Raw genomic sequence first — 19,281 nt, 5'->3', positions numbered from 1 at the left:
TTAAAGAAGAGCTTTTTTTATGAGTTGTGTTGTTTATTGATGTTTACAATTTAGGTTCCCATCCTTTTTCATAAGATCTTTTGATAAGCTTTCGGGCTTCTCTATCTTTTTTAATTTTACCTGTTTCTGTATCAATATGTAGTGTACGTCCCACTTCTTGTGCTATATTTCCAAGGTGACAAGTCATCGTTGTAATGCTGGCATCGGCAATAGGAGAGTTTTGTTTTTCTCCTACTCTAATAGCATTAAAAAAGTTGGCAATGTGTTTTACATCTAAGCTACCACCCCCTGCTGTACCTAGGGTTACATTTTTACCAGCTTCTTTTTCGTTTTTGATAAGGTTTCCTTTTAGATCGAATAAAGAATAACCACCACGAGTTAAGGTAATAGCACCTTTGCTTCCGTAAATAGTAGCTCCTCGACCAGGTTGGTTCGGTTGCATTTTTCCTCGGCTATGACCTGTCCAAGTAATAAACTTTCCGTCATCATAAGTAAAAGTTGCTTGTTGATTGTCAGCAAATTCCCAGTCGTCTTTATAAGTGTACTTCCCTCCAAAAGAGCTTACTGTTTTCGGAATATCTACTCCCAAAGCCCAACGACAAATATCAATTTCGTGTGTACCGTTGTTATGAATTTCTCCAGTTCCCCAAGTTTTAAACCAGTGCCAGTTGTATGGATGAACATTGTCTCTAAAATCCTCTCTTGGTGCGGGTCCTTGCCATAAATCCCAGTCTAAAGTGCTTGGAACGGCAATTTTTTTACCTATACCGATGCTTCCTCTATTATTGTTGTAATAAGCTTCTCCTTTAAACACATCACCAATAATTCCTTCTCTTATTTCTTGAACCCCTTGTTGGCTGGTAATAGCAGAACGTTGCTGGTTTCCCATTTGTACTACTTTTCCATATTTTTTCTGAGCTTCAACCAATAGTTCGTTCTCAAAAAGGTTATGGCTACATGGCTTTTCTACATAAACATGCTTCCCTGCCTGAAGGGCTGCAATAGCCATAGGAGCGTGCCAATGTTCTGGAGTAGCAATAAATACGGCATCAATATCTTTGTTTTCTAATACTTTTCTAAAATCTTTTTCAACAGCAGGAATATATCCTAATGTTTCTTGACAATACACATTGTTTTTTTCAATGATTTTGTCATCAACATCACAAGTAATAGCGACTTTGGCTTCTTTGTACTTTCCAATGGCTTTGGTCAATGATTTTGCTCTACTTCTTACTCCAATTACAGCTACATTTAGTCTTTCGTTGGCACCCAAAATGCTTTGTCCGTTAGCAGCGTAACTAAAGTTAGGAATCAACATACTTCCTAAAGCGATTCCTGCAGAACCTGCAGCAGTTTTTTTTATGAATTCTCTTCTTGTATCCATAGTGATGTGTTTTTTAGTATTTTTTAATTTTTACATTTCTAAACGAAACCAAGTCTCCATGATCTTGTAATAAAATTCTTCCTTCTTCTAACAAGCCAAAACCTTTCCATTTCTTATACTTGCTTTCTGCTACTAATTTTTTAAAGTGTGCACTTTTTCTTTCGTACTCCAATACTTTTACACCATTAAGCCAATGTTCTACATGGTTGTTTACCGATTTTATATAAGCTGTATTCCATTCTCCAATGGGTTTGATGGGTTTGTTGGTATCTGCCTGAATCAAATCGTATAAAGAGGCAACGGTTCTGCTTCCTTCGTGATTTCCTTTTTTAGCATCTGGATGCAATGCATCATCTAATATTTGGTACTCTAAACCAATAGAAGAACCAGGGCCTTTATTAATTTTTGTATCAACATAATATTTGATTCCACTATTGGCTCCAGGAGTTAATTTAAAATCTACTTTCAATTCAAAATCACTAAAAGATTCTTTGGTAACAATGTCTCCTCCAGCAGCAGATTCTGCTCCGCCAGATGCCAATACGCTTAAAATACCATTTCTTATTTTCCAACCTTTTTTAGGAAATTCCTCTAGCTTGGCACCTTTCCATCCTTTAGTGGTTTTTCCATCCCAAAGCAGTTTCCAACCGTCTGCTTTTTCTTTAGCGGTTAAATGATTTCTTTTTACAGCTACAGGTGCTGTTGTAGGTGTAGCGTATTTTCTAACATTTTCGTCAATGATTCGAATGTTTCTCCAACGAATTTGTCTTCCCGCTTGTCCTCTGTGAATTTGCAAGCCAATAAATCCGCTAGCTGTTTCATTGTCTACCAAATGTGCAGCAGGTACTCCGTTTACCCAAGTTTTAATAGTATCTCCAATAGCTTCTACTCTGTATTTGTTCCAGTCTCCAGTCTTAAACGCTTTTTTTGCTGGTACATTGTCTTCCAAGTCGTTTAACCATCCGCGTTTCCCTTCTTCAAAAATTCCTCCACTCCAAGCTCTTTCGGAAGGATCAATTTCTACCTGATATCCGTGCACTCGTCCTTCTTTGTATTCTGGAAAACTATTGCTTCTAATCTGAATTCCGGAATTGGTGTTTTCGTCTACCAAATATTCAATCTCTAAAATAAAATCACCATAATGTTTATCGGTGGTTAAAAACGTATTGGCTTCTCCTTTTACGGTGGTTCCTGTAATAACTCCATCTTTTAGTTCGTAAGTAGAGTTTCCGCCTTTTACGGTCCATCCTTTAAGACTGTTATCTTTGATTAAATTTGTCCAAGGATCTTTGGAAGTTTCTTTGCAAGAAGTAAAACTAAGCGAACAAAATGTCGCAATTGCAATTAGTAATCGATTCATTTTAGATAATTTTTAGATTCTTTTAAAAATACTAGTTTTTGGTGTGAATATCATTTTCGTGTGCGAACACAATAATAGTTATTTTTATTTATCATTCATAAAAAATACACAAGTTTTTATGAATAGTGTAGTGATTTGTGTGAATAGTTAAGAATTTAGTTTTAATAATGCTCGTGGGTTAATTCAGTTCAAATTTTGGTAAATAGAAGGTAGGCATTCCTAATTTTCCTCCCTATCTTTGAGGCTACCAATTTTAAGTACTATATAAAAAGCATTTTTTGTCACAGAGCCCATCCATATTAACCGATCGTTTTCAGCGTTCACATAGCTATTTGCGTATCTCTATTACAGAGCGTTGTAATTTTAGATGTACGTACTGCATGCCTGCTGCTGGAATTCCATTATCTCCTAAAAATCATATCATGACGTATGAGGAGGTGTTTTTGGTTGCACAAAAGTTTGTAGCATTGGGGGTTACAAAAATTAGAATTACTGGAGGGGAACCTTTGGTAAGGAAAGACGTGGCACTTATTTTAGAAAAATTAGCAACGTTACCTGTAGAGCTTTCTATTACAACCAATGGTGTATTGATAGATAAATATATAGAAACGTTTAAGGCTTGCGGTATTCAAAAAATTAATGTGAGTATTGATTCTTTGGATGAACAAAAATTCAATACCATCACTCGCCGTAATGATTTTAAGAAAGTAATGGAAAATATCCGTCTTTTTGTAAAGGATGATTTTTTTAAAATAAAATTAAATTGTGTGTTGATGAAAGGGTTTAACGAGGATGAAATTCCTGCTTTTATTCAGCTAACAAAAGACTTAAATATCAATGTTCGTTTTATAGAGTTCATGCCTTTTGATGGCAATAAATGGAATTTAGATCAACTAGTATCACATCAACAAGTATTAGATAAGGCTACTCAATTTTTTGGAAATAGCTTGGTAGGTAAAATAGAGGATGCTCCTAACGATACTTCTAAAAATTACCGAATAAACAATTATCAAGGAAGCTTTGCTATTATCAGCACTGTAACCAATCCTTTTTGTGACAGCTGTAATCGAATTCGATTGACTGCTAACGGGAAATTAAAAAACTGCTTATTTTCTAACGGAGAAACCGATTTGCTAACAGCTTTACGCAATGGAGAATCTATAGAAACAGCAATTAGAGTGGCTATAAACTCTAAACGAAAAATGCGAGGGGGAATGGATACGCAACAGCAGTTTACTTCTGATGAATTGCGTAATCAAAACCGTAGTATGACTGCTATTGGTGGATAGTGATATACAGCGTTTACTTTTCTTAAAAAGAATCATATCTGTTTTTTATTTAATCATATCTATCCTTAGCTTGTTTGTTATAGCTTTTATTTTGATGGGACTTAAAGAAACCAAATAAATGAAAAAAACAACTCCAATATTTAATGTGTTTTTATACTGTTTAGTATTGTTATGTTTTACCACAGCATGTACTGTAAAAAAAAGCAATCATAGCCAAGATATTAATTTTAACAAAGACTGGAAATTTAGCAAGGGAGCGGTTACAGAAGCAATTGATCCCAATTATCAAGATTCAGACTGGGAAACAGTAAATGTTCCTCATGACTGGAGTATTAAAGGACCTTTTTCTAAAGAGAACCCTTCGTTTTCTAGAGGTGGATGGTTGCCTACGGGCAAGTGCACTTACCGCAAAACTTTTCAGGTAGATGCATCTAAAGAAGAAAACAAGATATTTGTATATTTTGATGGAGCCTATAGAAATTCTACAGTATACATCAATGGTCACAAAGTAGGGTTTAGACCTTTGGGTTATATTGGTTTTCAGTATGACTTAACAGAGTATATTAATTTTGATAAGGAGAATGTATTAACGGTAACCTTAGATAATTCCGAACAACCAGGACATCGTTGGTATTCGGGAACTGGAATATATAGAGATGTAACGCTAAAAATTAGAAATAAAACGTATGTGCCTAATTGGAGTTTGTATGTAACTACTCCTGAGATTACCCAAAAGAAGGCAGTTATCAAGACGGAGTTTGATATTCAGACAGAACGTCCCGAATTGCAGAAAATTACAGCCAAAATTCTGGTATCTCATCAAGGGAGTGTGGTTGCAGAGTTAACAGTGGACAAAGAAATTAGCCCTAAAGCAACTTCTGGAGTGGCAGTAGAGTTGCCTATAAACAATCCTAAATTGTGGAGTCCATCTACACCAGAATTGTACACCGTAACTGTGCAGTTGTTTGATGGTGAGACCAAGATAGGTGAGGAATCTACGCGCACAGGAATTAGGACTTTAGGATATGATAAAGAGAAAGGGTTTTCAATTAACGGAGTACAAACCAAACTAAAAGGAGTTTGCCTACATCATGCAGGGGGACCCTTAGGATCTGCAGTTTATAAAAGAACCATAGAACGCCAATTGGAGATATTAAGAGAAATGGGCTGTAATGCTGTAAGAACTTCTCACAATCCTTTTTCTACCGAATTTTTAGACGTATGTGATGAAATGGGGTTTTTAGTGATGAATGAAATGTTTGACGAATGGGAAGTAGTCAAAGAACCAGCAACCATTCAAAATGGGAAAAAAGTTAGAATTCCTGTAAAATACTATGCAGAAATTTTTAAAGAATGGGCAGATAAAGATTTAACTGATTTTGTGCTGAGAGATCGTAACCACCCATCGGTAGTGATGTGGAGCATAGGAAATGAAATCGATCAGATGAAAACAGATGAGGGGGTACCTATTGCCAATAGATTGATTGACATTGTTCATAAATTGGATTATAGACCTGTTACCAATGGATTAATCGGATACGGCTGGGATGCTTGGCCAAGCGAGGCTGCTGCTTCAACAAGTGATATTCGTGGATACAATTATATCAAAGAAAATGGATTGGACCGAGAGGATAAAATTGCTCCTAATGCGATGGCAATTGTTACCGAATGTGCCTCTGCACAATCTTATTATCCTCGTAGTACATATTTGTATGGTGATGAGAAAAAAGCTTGGTGGGACAAATTAGGTTACCAATACAATGATTCATATGAGTGGGTAGAACAAAGAGAATTAATTGGGTACAGAGGTGTTCAGGCATGGAAAGATATAAAGAACCGACCTAATATTATGGGACAGTTTATATGGACGGGTTGGGATTATTTAGGAGAGGTGATTCCTTATGGTTGGCCAGCGCGTTCATCATCTTTTGCACCGATTGATTTATGTGGTTTCCCTAAAGATGGCTACTACTTTTATCAATCTCAGTGGTCAGATAAGCCTATGGTGCATATTTTTCCGCATTGGAATTTAGAGGGTATGGAAGGTAAAAAAGTGACGGTCTATGCATATACCAATGGTGATGAGGTAGAATTGTTTCAAGATGGAAAATCGTTGGGGAAACAAAAGAACAATCTAAGCGATGTGGAATACCAACAATGGGAGGTGGTGTATCAGCCTGGAACGCTGAAAGCAGTATCGTATAAAAATGGAAAGCAAATAGCCACAAAGGTTGTACATACAGCAGGTAAAGCGGCTAAAATAGAGCTGTTTGCAAGAAGAACGCATCTGAATGCAAATGGTGAAGACGTAGTGTATGTGGAATGTACTGTGTTGGACAAAGATGGAAATGTAGTGCCCAAGGCCGATTCACTAATCCAGTTTGACGTACAAGGTGCTGGTGAATTGATTGGTGTAGGGAATGGAGACAATATGAGTCATGCTTCTTTTCAGGCAAAAGAGCGAAAAGCGTTTAACGGAAAGTGTTTGGCTATTGTTAGAACAACCGAAAAAGAAGGAACAATTCAATTTACTGCATCAGCTGAAGGAATATCTCCCTCTAATATAACATTGATATCACGTAATAAATAGAAAATTTTACAGAGTTGCTGTAAAGTATAAATAAAGTGATACTGTAGCTATCATGTATGGCTAAGTGGTTGATAGATGCAGAGTTTAGAAAAAGATGTGTTACTGAATTAGATGTCATGGCTTCAAATTTAATCATTTGTTTTGTAGTCAGAACCTTTTGTGGTAGTAAGAATTCTACTAAAAAAGGATATTTGCTACAGTTGAAAAATGGACAAATAAGAATTTTCTGTGACAATTAATTTTTTAGAAAAATGTTGAAAAAAATCGTGTTGGCTCTTTCTGTGGGAGCGTTTTTAATGGTGGCCTGTAAAGGTTCTGTAGAAAAAAAAGGAAGTGATGAAACAGCTTCTGCAAAAAAAGTATTTGAACCCAATTGGGAATCTATTAAAAAGAATTATAAAGATCCAGAGTGGTTTAACAAACAAAAATTTGGAATCTTTATCCACTGGGGAGCATATTCTGTGCCTGCCTACGGATCTGAATGGTATCCACGTAACATGTATATGGACACGGCTGTTTTTACTGCACAATTAAAACATCAAAAAGACGGACCTCACTCTGTTCATACGCATCACGTAAAAACGTATGGAAATCCTAAAGAGTTTGGGTACAAAGATTTCATTCCGATGTTTAAAGCAGAAAAATTCGATCCAAAAGAATGGATTTCTTTGTTCAAACAAGCAGGAGCTAAGTATGTAGTACCTGTGGCAGATCATCATGATGGTTTTGCTATGTACAAATCAAACACAACAAGATGGAACTCAGTAGATATGGGACCAAAGAGAGATGTATTGGGTGAGTTGATGAAAGAGGGTAGAGCACAAGGATTGATTATGGGAGCATCTTCTCATTTTGCTTTTAACTGGTCTTTTTACAATAAAAAAGATCATTTTGATACTACTGATCCTGAATATGCAGATTTGTATTCATCTAAAGGAAAAGATTTAAAAGAGCCTGTCTCTGAAGCTTTTAAAGAAAGATGGTGGTTAAGAACAAAAGATTTGATTGATAACTATCAGCCAGATATTTTGTGGTTCGACTTTATGTTAGATACTCCTGATTTTAGAGAATACCGTCCTAAGTTGGCTGCATATTACTACAATAAAGGAATTGAGTGGGGAAAAGAAGTAGTGCTACAAGATAAAAACTTTTACGAAGAGGCCTTTCCTAAAGGGACAGTGGTTTATGATTTAGAACGTGGTAAATTGCCAAATATTCGTAAGTTGCCTTGGCAAACAGACACTTCTATTGGTAAAAACTCATGGAGTCACGTAAGCAACTGGAAATCGAAAACAGCAAATCAGTTGATAGATGACTTAATTGATATTGTGTCAAAAAATGGAAATTTGTTGTTAAACGTTGGACCTAAGGCAGACGGAACTATTCCTGATGATCAAGCAAAAATTTTATTGCAAATGGGAGATTGGTTGGCTGCTAATGGTGATGCAATTTACAATACTAAATACTGGAAAACATTTGGAGAAGGGCCAACAGAAGTAAAAAAAGGGCATCACTCTGAAGGTAAAAATAAAGATTTTACAGGACAAGATATTCGTTTTACTCAAAGCGAGGATGGAACAAAATTATATGCTATTTTAATGGAGTGGCCAACTGTAGGAAGTGTGGATATCCATTCGTTAGGAAAGAATAGCGAGTATTCAAAAGATATTACAGTTCAATCAATAAAGATGTTAAGCTCCAAAGAATCTTTGGAATGGGAGCAAAACGCTAACGGTTTAAAAGTAACCTTGCCTAAAGAAAAGCCTGGTGACTTTGCTTACACTTTGGAGATTTCACTGTAGTTAAGTTAATTTTTGGTTTTGTTAAAAGGTTTTGCTTTAGGGCAAAACCTTTTTTATTTTTTTCTAAGAGAAGACTCTCTAACAATTAACTCTGCATCTAGAATAATTTTATGCAATACTGGTTTCCAGTTGGGGTCGTTTACACGTTTTAAAAATTGTTGAGCAACCAATTTCCCTATTTTATGGTTGTGTTGATGAACAGTAGAAATAGTAGGAGAGATTAGTTTGGTAAAGGGTTCGTTGCTAAAACCAACCAAGGCAATTTCATCAGGTACTTTAATTCCATGTTCTTGTAAAACCTGTAAAGCACCTAAGGCAGCATAATCACCAGAAGCAAAAATAGCATCTGGCCACTTAGGAAGTTTTAATAATTCTTCGGTCTTTTTTCTACCTTCTTCAAGGGTTAGGTTGCTTTCTAAAATTAAGCTCTCTACAATAGGGATGTTGTGTTTTAATAAGGCATCAATATAACCACGAATTCTATTTTTATAAATTCTGGTATGGCTAAAACCAGCAATATGCGCAATGCGTTCACAACCCTGTTCTATTAAATGGTCTACTACTATGTGACTACTTTGGTAGTCGTCAATACCAACATAATCTACACCAATATCATTTTCTCCACGATCGTACAAAATAAGAGGGATTCCTTTTTGTTTAATGCGTTCATAATGTTCAAAATCGACTGTTTCATTTGCTAGCGATGCAATAATTCCATCAACTTGAGTCTGTAATAAAGCCTCAATATTTCTACATTCTTTTTGATAGGATTCATTAGACTGAGTTATAATTACGTTGTATCCCTCTTTGTTTAGTTCTTCTTCGATATTTTCTACTACTGAAGAAAAAAAGTAACTATTGGTTCTGGGAACAATAATTCCGACTAAATTGCTTTTTCCACTACGCAATGCAGAGGCAAGATGATTGGGTTGGTATCCTAATTCTTTTGCTTTTAACTTTACAGCTTTTTTTGTTTTATCGCTTATTCTAGGATGATTGTGTAATGCTCTAGAAACTGCTGAAGGTGTAATTTGCAGTGCATTAGCAATATCTTTTATAGTGGTTTTTCTTTTCATATTTTAAAATATTACTATATTTGCTCAAACGTTTGAACTTTACCAATTCTAAAAATATTCTTTAGTTTATTTAGAAATGTGAATGTTTTAAGGTTTAATTTTGTAAGAATGATAATCGGTGTTTTTTGATTATTGTTTTTTTTATACCAGTGTTCAAACGTTTGAACAAAGATAATTAAATAAAAGTTATAAAATGAAATACATTGTTTGCGAAGAACCAGGTAAGTTCTTATTAAAGGAAAAAGAAGCTCCGGTACGTAAAGAAAATGAAGCTTTGCTAAGAGTAAAAAAAGTAGGAATCTGTGGTACAGATTTGCATGCTTATTCAGGAAACCAAGCGTTTTTTACGTATCCAAGAATTTTAGGACACGAATTAGCTTCAGAAATTGTGGAAATAGGAGAAAATGAAAGAGGTTTAAAAGCAGGAGACAATGTAGTAATTATGCCTTATGTAAGTTGTGGTAAGTGTATTGCTTGTCGCAATGGAAAAACCAACTGTTGTACTAATATTAGTGTGTTGGGAGTGCATTCTGATGGAGGAATGCAAGAGTATATTACCGTTCGTCAAGATTTATTATTGCCAGCAAATCATCTTTCTGACGATCAAATGGCTATTGTAGAGCCTTTAGCAATTGGAGCTCATGCCATCCGTAGAGCTGATGTAAAACCAGGAGAAACTGTAGTTGTGGTAGGTTGTGGACCAATTGGTATTGGAATGGTAAAGTTGGCACAAATTGCAGGAGCTACTGTAATAGTGCTAGATGTAAACGATGAACGTTTAAAATACACAAAAGAAGAAATAGGAGCAGATTATGTAATTAACGTAAATAACAATCCGGTAGAAAAAATTGCTGAAATTACCAACGGAGATATGGCTACAGCAGTTTTTGATGCAACCGGGTTTAAAGGTGCTTTAGAAATTGGTCCTGACTATATGGCTCATGGAGGGCGATATGTTTTGGTAGGTTTGTCTAAAGGAGATTTAACATTTAATCACCCAAAAATCCACGCTAAAGAAACCACTGTTATGTGTAGTAGAAATGCTACTACAGAAGACTTTGAACATGTAATTAGTGTGTTAGACCAGTTTCCGACGGATTCTTTTATTACACACAACGTACCTTTTACAGAAATGATAGAGCACTTTGATAGTTGGACAAAACCAGCAACAGGAGTAATTAAAGCAACTGTAGATTTTATCTAAACCATAAAAAACTAAAAACCAAACCAAAATCATATTAACTTAATTTATTTAATCAATGTTTTCAAAAGATCATAAGGTTGTAACTTTTGGTGAGATTTTAGGACGGTTATCTCCTCCTAACAATTTACGTTTTAGTCAAGCAGCTAATTTAGAAGTAATCTACGGAGGTGGAGAGTTTAACGTAGCCGCTTCATTGGCTAATTATGGAGTTAGAGCTCAATTTATATCTGCAGTACCCAACAATGCTATCGGAGACTGTGTGTTGCAAACCGTACGTTCTAGAAATGTAGGTGCAAAGCACATTCTAAGGCAAGGGAATCGTTTAGGATTGTACTTTTTAGAACACGGAGCTTCGGGTAGAAATAGTGCAGTAGTATACGATAGAGCACACTCTGCTATGTCCGAAGTACAACCAGGACAATTTGATTGGGAGGCTATTTTTAAAGGAGCAACAGTTTTCCATTGGAGTGGAATTACACCTGCACTTTCTCAATCAGCTGCAGATACTTGTTTAGAAGCAGTACAAGAAGCTGCTAAAAGAGGTATTACCATTTCTACAGATTTAAACTACAGAAGCAAATTGTGGAAGTACGGAAAACAACCAAAAGAGGTAATGCCTGCATTGTTAAAGTACAGCAACATTATTTTAGCCGATGTAGATACAGCGATGTTTATGTTAGGAAAAGCTAAAATCAATCCTGATTATAGCAAAGAGGATGAGGTAAAAGCACACTTTGACAACATCATAAAATTATTACCAAACGTACATACTATAGGTATGACCTTTAGAAACTCTGTAAACGCATCTCATCAAAAGATAGGAGGATTGTTGTACAAGGATGGGCAATTATATCGTGAACGCATCAAAGAAATTACACCTGTGGTAGATCGCGTAGGAACCGGAGATGCCTTTATGGGAGGATTGCTTTACGGGTTGATTGAATACAAAGACGATTTACAAAAAGCGGTGTCTTTCGCTACCGCAGCTTGTGTTATCAAACACACTATTTTTGGTGATGTGAACAGAGCTTCTAAACAAGAGGTTATCGATTTTATGGAAAGTGACGGATCTGCTTTAGTAGATAGATAAACCTTCATTCAACTCCAAAAAAAACAAACAAATAACAACACAATCAAAAGAACAAAAAAATGGCACAATATTCAAGAATTGAAGTGGCTCAAGTGATGAAAGAAACCGGAATGGTTCCTTTATTTTATCACCCAGATATAGAACTAGGAAAAAAAGTATTAAAGGCTTGCTACGATGGAGGAGCTCGTTTGTTAGAGTTTACTGCTCGTGGAGACTTTGCTCACGAAGTTTTTGCCGAACTAACCAAGTACGCTGTAAAAGAACTGCCAGGAATGATTATGGGAGTAGGATCGGTAACCGATGCAGCAGCAGCTTCTTTGTATATGTCTTTAGGGGCAAATTTTATTGTAACTCCAGTGTTTAGAGAAGACATTGCCATTGCGTGTAACCGTCGTAAAGTAGCCTGGAACCCAGGATGTGGAACCTTAACAGAAATTGCAAGAGCAGAAGAGTTAGGGTGCGAAATCGTGAAATTATTCCCAGGAAACTTATACGGACCTAAGTTTGTAAAAGGAATTGTAGGTCCTCAGCCTTGGACATCCATTATGCCTACCGGAGGAGTAACTACAGAAGAAGATAATTTGAGAGGTTGGTTTGATGCAGGTGTAGTTTGTGTTGGAATGGGATCTCAATTGATCAGCAAACAAATTTTAGCCGATCAAGATTTTACAGGACTAGAAGAAAAAGTAGCTGAAGCAATTGCAACTATTAAGAAAATTAGAGGATAAAAATATGTCAAATCAGTATGCACAAATAGATCCTAAAGACAACATTATTGTTGCAATTCAGGGATTGAAAGAAGGAATGGAAGTGTCAGTAGCTGGAGAGCAATTGACTTTGAAAGAAGACATCAAACAAAAACATAAGTTTGCTTTGTATGACTTTGCAATAGGTGATGAAATCTTTATGTATGGGGTGTTAATTGGAAAAGCTGTTTTGCCCATTGCCCAAGGATGTGCTATTACCATAGATAACGTAAAACACGCATCGGCAGAATACAAGGAGAGTAAAGAAAAATTTACCTGGACTGCACCAGATATTTCTAATTTTGAAGGAAGAACCTTTAACGGATTTCATAGAAAAGACGGAAAAGTAGGTACTGCTAATTATTGGTTGGTGATTCCGTTAACTTTTTGTGAAAATAGAAATGTAGATGTGTTAGAAGGTGCTTTGGCTGAAAAGCTAGGATACCAAACCAAAAAAGATTTTGCAGTAGACACCGATGCTTTAATCGCTAAGTATAAAGAAGGGGCTTCCGCGGATGAAATTTTTAATACACCCATTATAACAACCAAAGAAGAAATGGTTAAAAACCGTTTGTTTCCTAATGTGGATGGAATTAAATTCTTAAAACACGATGGTGGTTGTGGAGGAATTCGTCAAGATTCTGAAACATTGTGTAAACTGTTGGCAGGATATATTACAAATCCGAACGTAGCTGGTGCTACAGTATTTAGCTTGGGTTGTCAGAATGCACAAATAGAAATGTTGCAAAATGCTATTAATGCCATTGCTCCTAATAATGACAAACCAGTACATTATTTAGAACAACAACAAAGTGCAAGCGAACGTTCCTTGATAGAAGAAGCGGTAAAACACACTTTTATTGGTTTAACAGAAGCAAATAAATTGACTCGACAACCGGCACCCTTAAGCAAATTGGTTCTTGGTTTAGAGTGTGGGGGATCTGATGGATTTTCTGGAATTTCTGCAAACCCAGGGCTAGGCTATGCTTCAGATTTGTTGGTAGCTTTAGGAGGTTCTCCAGTATTATCAGAGTTTCCTGAGTTAAACGGAGTAGAGCAAGAAATCATTAACCGTTGTGTTACAGAGCACGATGCCAAAAAGTTTTATGATTTAATGAGAGCTTATTCTGCTGCTGCTGTTGCGGTAGGTTCTGGTTTTGAAAACAACCCTTCTCCGGGGAACATTAAAGACGGCTTAATTACCGATGCTATGAAATCTGCGGGAGCTGCTAAAAAAGGTGGAACATCACCTGTAGTAGAGGTTTTGGACTATACAGAACAGGTAACCAAACCAGGATTGAACCTATTATGTACCCCAGGTAACGATGTAGAATCGACCACAGGGTTGGTGGGTTCTGGTTGTAACGTAGTTGTATTTACTACTGGATTGGGAACCCCAACAGGAAACCCAGTTGCACCAGTTTTAAAAATGTCTAGTAATACCAACTTGTACGAACGTATGAATGACATCATCGATATCAATGCAGGTACAGTTATTACCGGAGAAGATACCATCCAGACCATGGGAGAGAAAATATTAGATCATGTAATTAGAGTGGCCAGTGGTGAAACACCATCCAAAGCTGTATTGCACGGAAATAATGATTTTATTCCTTGGAAAAGAGGTGTGTCATTATAAAATTAGTAGAAACAAAGTATTGGGAACAAAAGTTATATACTCAATACTTTGTTTTTGTAAATAAAAACAAGATAACAGATTGGTCGTGGTTTTTTACAAACCACTATGTACTAATTACTAAACATTATAAAAAATGGAATCTTTAAATAGATCTACTGCAAACGTAAAAACATATACTGAACGTATTATTCAATTTGGAGAAGGAAACTTTTTAAGAGCTTTTGCCAATTGGATGATTCACGAAATGAACAAAAATGCCAACTTTGATGCCGGGGTAGTTGCTGTTCAGCCCATCGATCAAGGACTGATAAAAATGTTGAACGACCAAGATGGTTTGTATACTTTATATCTAAACGGAATTAAAAATGGTGAGGCTATAAGCGAGCATCAAATTGTAGATTGTATTCAACGAGGAATCAATCCTTATGAAGGATATGCAGACTACTTAGCCGTAGCTGAAAATCCAGATTTACGTTTTATGATTTCTAATACAACAGAAGCTGGTATTGCTTACAATGCCGAAGATAAGTTAGATGATGCACCACAAACAAGTTTCCCAGGAAAATTAACCGCTTTGTTGTACAAGAGATTTCAAACTTTTAATGGAGCTTCTGACAAAGGATTGATTTTAATTCCTTGTGAATTAATTGATAAAAACGGAGACAACTTAAAGAAAATCATTTTACAATACGCTGCTGACTGGAATTTAGGAGAGGCGTTTGTGAATTGGATTGAAAATGATAATATCTTCTGTAATTCATTGGTAGATAGAATTGTACCAGGATATCCAAGAGATAAAATGGATGCTATTACTAAAGAACTAGGATACAAAGACAATTTGGTAGTAGAAGGAGAACAATTCCACTTGTGGGTAATTGAAGGACCTGCTTCGGTAAAAGAAGAAATTCCTGCAGAAGCATGTGGATTGAACATTGTGTTTACCGACAATATGGAGCCTTATAGAACCCGTAAAGTAAGAATCTTAAACGGAGCTCATACAACTTTAGTGCCTGTGGGGTATTTGTACGGAATAGACAAAGTACGTGAGTCTTTAGAAGACGAAGTGGTAGGAACTTACTTAAAGAACACCATTTTTAATGAAATTTGTCCAACCTTAGATTTGCCAGAAGCTGAGCTAAATCAGTTTGCAAACGATGTGCTAGATCGTTTTAGAAACCCATATTTAGAGCATGCTTTAATGAGTATTTCATTAAACTCAACTTCTAAATTTAAAACAAGAGTGTTGCCGTCAGTATTAGAATACATCAGAAGAAAGAATGCATTACCACAAGGGTTGTTGTTCTCTTTGGCATCATTGATTGCTTTTTACAAGGGTGATAGAAATGGAGAGGCAATTGCTTTAAAAGATGATCAATCTGCTTTGGATTTCTTTAAAACACAATGGGCTACAGGAGATGCAGCTGCGGTAGCCAAAGCAACTTTGGCTAATACAGATTTTTGGGGAACTGACTTAACAGCTATTGATGGCCTAGAGGCAGCTGTTGTAGCTCACCTAGAAAGCATTCAGGCAAACGGAATGAAAGCCAGTTTGCAAACTTTTGTAAAATAAATATCAATACTCACCCACCATAACATCGTTTTGTTATGATGGGTGTGCTATTTTTCAAAATTCTAAAAAAAGAAATATGGTAATAGATTCACATCAACATTTTTGGCAGTACGAGCCCGTTAAACACGATTGGATTGACGACGAAATGGCTGTTATTAGAAAAAATTTTTTACCTACCGATTTACAACAAGTTTATCAAGAAAATGACGTGGATGGTTGTGTGGCTGTACAAGCAGATCAAACTACAGCAGAAACCGATTTTTTAATTGATTTAGCTACTAAGAACAATTTTATTAGAGGAATTGTAGGATGGGTAGATTTTAGAGCGGAAAACATTGATGAAGTCTTAGAACACTACAGTCAGCATGAAGTTGTTAAAGGCTTTCGTCATGTAGTTCAGGGAGAACCAGACCATAATTTTTTGCTACGTCCCAATTTTTTGAATGGAATTTCTAAACTAGAAAAATATGGGTTTACTTACGATATTTTAGTGTTTCCACATCAATTAGGAGCTGTTTTAGAATTTGTAAAAAAGTTTCCTAACATCAATTTTGTAATAGATCACATTGCCAAACCTTATATTAAAGATGGATTTTATGACGGTTGGGCAATATTGATGAAAGAAATAGGAAAACAACCAAATGTTTATTGCAAATTATCTGGGATGATAACAGAAGCAGATTATAAAACATGGACCCCAAAACAATTAGAACCGTATATGCAATTGGTTTTAGAGGCCTTTGGTGCACAAAAAATTATGTACGGATCTGACTGGCCTGTTTGTTTAGTAGCAGGTAATTATACACAAGTAAAAGAAACAGTAACCAATTTTATAGCCAATTTAAGTTCGCAAGAACAAGCAACCATTATGGGTGAAAACGCTATTAAATTTTACAATTTATAAACAATCAATATGGATTTGAATTTAAAAAACAAAGTAGTTGTTGTAACAGGAGCTGCTGGAATTAAAGGAAGTATAGGAGAAACCATTGTACAACACTTAGCCAAAGAAGGAGCTATTCCTGTAATTGTAGACAGAAATGACAGAGGTTTTACTTATGCAGAAGAATTACAAGCTAAAGGAATTGATGCTATTTTTGTGAAAACAGACTTGTCTGATGCTTCTCAAGTAGAAGCGGCAGCAAAAACAATAGAAGAAAAGTATGGAGAAATTCATGCATTAATCAACAATGTAGGGGTAAATGACGGAGCTGGATTAGATGCTTCCGTTGATGACTTTATGTATTCTTTAAAATTAAACATGGTAAGCTTTTTTGCAATGACCAAGTTTTGTTTGCCAATGCTTAAAAAAGCCAAAGGAAACATTTTAAACATAGGATCAAAAGTAGCTTTAACAGGTCAAGGAGGAACTTCTGGATATGCAGCAGCAAAAGGAGGTGTTTTTGGATTGACTAGAGAATGGGCGGTAGATTTAATTAAATTTGGAATTCGTTCTAATGCTATTGTAATTGCTGAAAGCTGGACACCTGCTTATGATGCATGGATTAAAACATTAGACAATGGAGAAGAAAAATTAAAATCTATTGTATCTAAAATCCCATTAGAAAACAGAATGACCACTCCAGCCGAAATTGCAGACCAATGTTTGTTTACTATTTCGGACAAATCATCACATACTACAGGACAGTTTATAACTGTAGATGGAGGATATGTAAATTTAGATCGTTCTTTATTGACAGAATAAAACATTTGTGATAGAAATATACAACTTTTGTGTTGCTAGTTTTGGATGAATTTATCTTAATTAGCAACACTTTTATTTTAAACTAATTTTTAAAAAATTATGAGTGAATCTATAAAAAAGCCAGTGGTTAGTAAACAACTACTGTTTCCTTTTATCATTATTACTTCTTTGTTTGCCTTGTGGGGTATAGCAAATGACTTAACCAACCCAATGGTATCTGCCTTTAAAAAAGTAATGCCAGAATTGTCAAACATGCAAGCCTCATTAGTGCAATTTGCCTTTTATTTTGGGTATTTCTTTATGGCTTTGCCCGCTGCTTTGTTTATCAGAAAATACAGCTATAAATCTGGAATTATATTAGGACTGTGTTTGTATGCTATAGGGGCATTTTTATTTTACCCAGCAGCTGCTTTCCAAGAATTCAACTATTTTTTGGTTTCGCTTTGGGTCATTACCTGTGGTTTGGCTTTTTTAGAAACAACTTCCAATCCACTTATTTTAGCTTTGGGAGATAAAGAAACTGCGACTCAACGATTGAATTTAGCCCAAGCTTTTAATCCAATTGGTTCTTTAATGGGGATGATTGTTGCACAACAGTTTGTAATATCGGCTTTGCAGTCTGACGACAAAAATGAAGCAGGAGAGCTTGTATACGATACCTTATCTGAGTCTGCAAAAGCAGCTGTAAGAGAAAATGATCTAGGGGTAATTAGCGTGCCTTATATAGCTCTTGGTTTGGTAGTGGTTGCCATTATGATGGTGATTGTATTTACCAAAATTCCTAAAACCCCTGAAGAGGATAAAATGAATTTATCTGATTCATTTAAAAAATTATTTGCGAATAAAAACTATGTACAAGGGGTGGTAGCACAAGCTTTTTATGTAGGGGCACAAATTATGTGTTGGACGTATATTTTTCAATACGTAGACAATATCAACGAAAGCTTACCAGAAAACGAAGCACTTACTGCAACTTGGTTCAATGTAGCAGCCATGATTATTTTCTTATCAGGTAGATGGATTGGTACTGGGTTAATGAAAACCATGAATCCATCAAAAGTACTAATGATGTTTGGTATTGGAGGAGTTGTATTTGCTGCCGGAGCAATTTTATTGCCAGGGACTATAGGTTTGTATTCTTTAGTGTTGATTTCTTTATTTATGTCCATCATGTTCCCTACGATTTATGGTATTGCACTTAAAGATATGGGAGATGAGGCTAAAATAGGATCTGCTGGTTTGGTAATGGCTATTGTAGGAGGAGCTTTAATGCCTATTTTACAAGGAGGAATTTTAGATTGGGGAGGACCTGGTTTTTCAGATGTTAAAATTCTAGGATTTATTCCTGAAGTTAATTTTTCATTCATTTTACCTTTAATATGTTTGGCTGTTGTAGCTAGGTACGGAATGGTAACGTATAAAAAATCAAAAAACTAAAAATATGAATACCAAAAGATATTGTTTAACCTGTGATTTAAAAGACGATCCCAAGTTAATTACTGAATACAAAGAATACCACGCACCAGGTAATGCTTGGCCAGAAATTACTGCAAGCATAAAAGATGCAGGAATTGTAGATATGCAAATCTATCTGTCAGGAAACAGAATGTTTATGATTATGGAGTGTGACGAAACTTTTGACCCTAACAAAAAAGCAGAAATGGATGCTAACAATCCAAAGGTTCAAGAATGGGAAGCATTGATGTGGAAATACCAACAAGGATTGCCATGGGCTAAAAACGGAGAAAAGTGGATTGAAATGGAAAAAGTATTTCAGTTGGGAGCTTAATCGTTTAAAAAGAAACAAAAAAAACTCTGATGTTAAC

At 35.7% G+C, this 19,281-nt stretch carries 15 protein-coding genes; 12 read left to right on the top strand and 3 right to left on the bottom strand.

Annotated elements, in window-relative coordinates:
- Window positions 1–43: 43 nt before the first annotated feature.
- Together FS85_RS0100815 and FS85_RS0100810 are read right to left on the bottom strand one after the other, a co-directional pair.
- Window positions 44–1,384: a Gfo/Idh/MocA family protein gene (locus tag FS85_RS0100815; RefSeq protein WP_010134043.1), complete on the bottom strand. Its 1,341-nt coding sequence runs from the start codon at window positions 1,382–1,384 to the stop codon at window positions 44–46.
- Between the two features lie 13 nt (window positions 1,385–1,397).
- A complete protein-coding gene (locus FS85_RS0100810) occupies window positions 1,398–2,744 on the bottom strand; it encodes a 3-keto-disaccharide hydrolase (RefSeq protein ID WP_010134042.1) in 1,347 nt (448 codons plus the stop codon).
- A 278-nt stretch (window positions 2,745–3,022) separates the two neighbouring features.
- Between FS85_RS0100810 and moaA the strand changes: the two genes are divergently transcribed.
- The 3 genes from moaA (at window position 3,023) to FS85_RS0100795 (ending at window position 8,425) form a co-directional block, all read left to right on the top strand.
- Window positions 3,023–4,033 (top strand): GTP 3',8-cyclase MoaA, encoded by a 1,011-nt coding sequence (gene moaA / locus FS85_RS0100805; RefSeq protein ID WP_029489175.1) that lies wholly within the window; start codon window positions 3,023–3,025, stop codon window positions 4,031–4,033.
- Window positions 4,034–4,151: 118 nt separating this feature from the next.
- On the top strand, window positions 4,152–6,623 hold the full coding sequence (locus tag FS85_RS0100800) for a sugar-binding domain-containing protein (RefSeq protein ID WP_010134040.1): 2,472 nt from the start codon (window positions 4,152–4,154) through the stop codon (window positions 6,621–6,623).
- A 251-nt stretch (window positions 6,624–6,874) separates the two neighbouring features.
- The gene (locus FS85_RS0100795) at window positions 6,875–8,425 is read left to right on the top strand and encodes an alpha-L-fucosidase (protein ID WP_010134038.1); all 1,551 of its coding nucleotides are present in this window, start codon (window positions 6,875–6,877) and stop codon (window positions 8,423–8,425) included.
- A 53-nt stretch (window positions 8,426–8,478) separates the two neighbouring features.
- Here the strand turns inward: FS85_RS0100795 and FS85_RS0100790 are convergent, their stop codons facing one another.
- On the bottom strand, window positions 8,479–9,501 hold the full coding sequence (locus FS85_RS0100790) for a LacI family DNA-binding transcriptional regulator (RefSeq protein ID WP_010134037.1): 1,023 nt from the start codon (window positions 9,499–9,501) through the stop codon (window positions 8,479–8,481).
- A gap of 193 nt (window positions 9,502–9,694) precedes the next feature.
- Here FS85_RS0100790 and FS85_RS0100785 point away from each other — a divergent pair, with 193 nt between their 5' ends.
- The 9 genes from FS85_RS0100785 to FS85_RS0100745 all read left to right on the top strand — a co-directional run bounded on the left by FS85_RS0100785 (window position 9,695) and on the right by FS85_RS0100745 (window position 19,244).
- Window positions 9,695–10,705 (top strand): zinc-binding alcohol dehydrogenase family protein, encoded by a 1,011-nt coding sequence (locus tag FS85_RS0100785; protein WP_010134035.1) that lies wholly within the window; start codon window positions 9,695–9,697, stop codon window positions 10,703–10,705.
- 55 nt (window positions 10,706–10,760) lie between these two features.
- A complete protein-coding gene (locus tag FS85_RS0100780) occupies window positions 10,761–11,795 on the top strand; it encodes a sugar kinase (RefSeq protein ID WP_010134034.1) in 1,035 nt (344 codons plus the stop codon).
- 59 nt (window positions 11,796–11,854) lie between these two features.
- The gene (locus FS85_RS0100775; RefSeq protein WP_010134033.1) at window positions 11,855–12,523 is read left to right on the top strand and encodes a bifunctional 4-hydroxy-2-oxoglutarate aldolase/2-dehydro-3-deoxy-phosphogluconate aldolase; all 669 of its coding nucleotides are present in this window, start codon (window positions 11,855–11,857) and stop codon (window positions 12,521–12,523) included.
- Window positions 12,524–12,527: 4 nt separating this feature from the next.
- The gene (locus FS85_RS0100770; RefSeq protein ID WP_010134032.1) at window positions 12,528–14,180 is read left to right on the top strand and encodes a UxaA family hydrolase; all 1,653 of its coding nucleotides are present in this window, start codon (window positions 12,528–12,530) and stop codon (window positions 14,178–14,180) included.
- Between the two features lie 133 nt (window positions 14,181–14,313).
- Window positions 14,314–15,750, top strand: coding sequence for a tagaturonate reductase (locus FS85_RS0100765; protein ID WP_010134031.1), 1,437 nt, complete (start codon window positions 14,314–14,316; stop codon window positions 15,748–15,750).
- Between the two features lie 76 nt (window positions 15,751–15,826).
- Window positions 15,827–16,654 (top strand): amidohydrolase family protein, encoded by an 828-nt coding sequence (locus tag FS85_RS0100760; protein WP_010134030.1) that lies wholly within the window; start codon window positions 15,827–15,829, stop codon window positions 16,652–16,654.
- A 9-nt stretch (window positions 16,655–16,663) separates the two neighbouring features.
- The gene (locus FS85_RS0100755; RefSeq protein ID WP_010134029.1) at window positions 16,664–17,455 is read left to right on the top strand and encodes an SDR family oxidoreductase; all 792 of its coding nucleotides are present in this window, start codon (window positions 16,664–16,666) and stop codon (window positions 17,453–17,455) included.
- 99 nt (window positions 17,456–17,554) lie between these two features.
- A complete protein-coding gene (fucP, locus tag FS85_RS0100750) occupies window positions 17,555–18,892 on the top strand; it encodes an L-fucose:H+ symporter permease (RefSeq protein WP_010134028.1) in 1,338 nt (445 codons plus the stop codon).
- 4 nt (window positions 18,893–18,896) lie between these two features.
- Window positions 18,897–19,244: an L-rhamnose mutarotase gene (locus FS85_RS0100745; protein WP_010134027.1), complete on the top strand. Its 348-nt coding sequence runs from the start codon at window positions 18,897–18,899 to the stop codon at window positions 19,242–19,244.
- The last annotated feature ends 37 nt before the right edge of the window (window positions 19,245–19,281 follow it).

Origin of the sequence: Ochrovirga pacifica (assembly GCF_000220525.1) — a bacterium.
In the GTDB taxonomy this organism is placed as follows: domain Bacteria; phylum Bacteroidota; class Bacteroidia; order Flavobacteriales; family Flavobacteriaceae; genus Ochrovirga; species Ochrovirga pacifica.
Note: the sequence above shows the minus strand (reverse complement) of the source record. Positions and strands in the feature narration are given on the sequence as shown.

Coding starts and splice junctions, on each gene's coding strand:
- FS85_RS0100815 (WP_010134043.1), bottom strand. CDS start 1,384: ATGGATACAAGAAGAGAATTCATAAAAAAAACTGCTGCAGGTTCTGCA.
- FS85_RS0100800 (WP_010134040.1), top strand. CDS start 4,152: ATGAAAAAAACAACTCCAATATTTAATGTGTTTTTATACTGTTTAGTA.
- FS85_RS0100780 (WP_010134034.1), top strand. CDS start 10,761: ATGTTTTCAAAAGATCATAAGGTTGTAACTTTTGGTGAGATTTTAGGA.
- FS85_RS0100755 (WP_010134029.1), top strand. CDS start 16,664: ATGGATTTGAATTTAAAAAACAAAGTAGTTGTTGTAACAGGAGCTGCT.
- FS85_RS0100775 (WP_010134033.1), top strand. CDS start 11,855: ATGGCACAATATTCAAGAATTGAAGTGGCTCAAGTGATGAAAGAAACC.
- FS85_RS0100795 (WP_010134038.1), top strand. CDS start 6,875: ATGTTGAAAAAAATCGTGTTGGCTCTTTCTGTGGGAGCGTTTTTAATG.
- FS85_RS0100745 (WP_010134027.1), top strand. CDS start 18,897: ATGAATACCAAAAGATATTGTTTAACCTGTGATTTAAAAGACGATCCC.
- FS85_RS0100765 (WP_010134031.1), top strand. CDS start 14,314: ATGGAATCTTTAAATAGATCTACTGCAAACGTAAAAACATATACTGAA.
- FS85_RS0100770 (WP_010134032.1), top strand. CDS start 12,528: ATGTCAAATCAGTATGCACAAATAGATCCTAAAGACAACATTATTGTT.
- fucP (WP_010134028.1), top strand. CDS start 17,555: ATGAGTGAATCTATAAAAAAGCCAGTGGTTAGTAAACAACTACTGTTT.
- FS85_RS0100785 (WP_010134035.1), top strand. CDS start 9,695: ATGAAATACATTGTTTGCGAAGAACCAGGTAAGTTCTTATTAAAGGAA.
- FS85_RS0100790 (WP_010134037.1), bottom strand. CDS start 9,501: ATGAAAAGAAAAACCACTATAAAAGATATTGCTAATGCACTGCAAATT.
- FS85_RS0100810 (WP_010134042.1), bottom strand. CDS start 2,744: ATGAATCGATTACTAATTGCAATTGCGACATTTTGTTCGCTTAGTTTT.
- FS85_RS0100760 (WP_010134030.1), top strand. CDS start 15,827: ATGGTAATAGATTCACATCAACATTTTTGGCAGTACGAGCCCGTTAAA.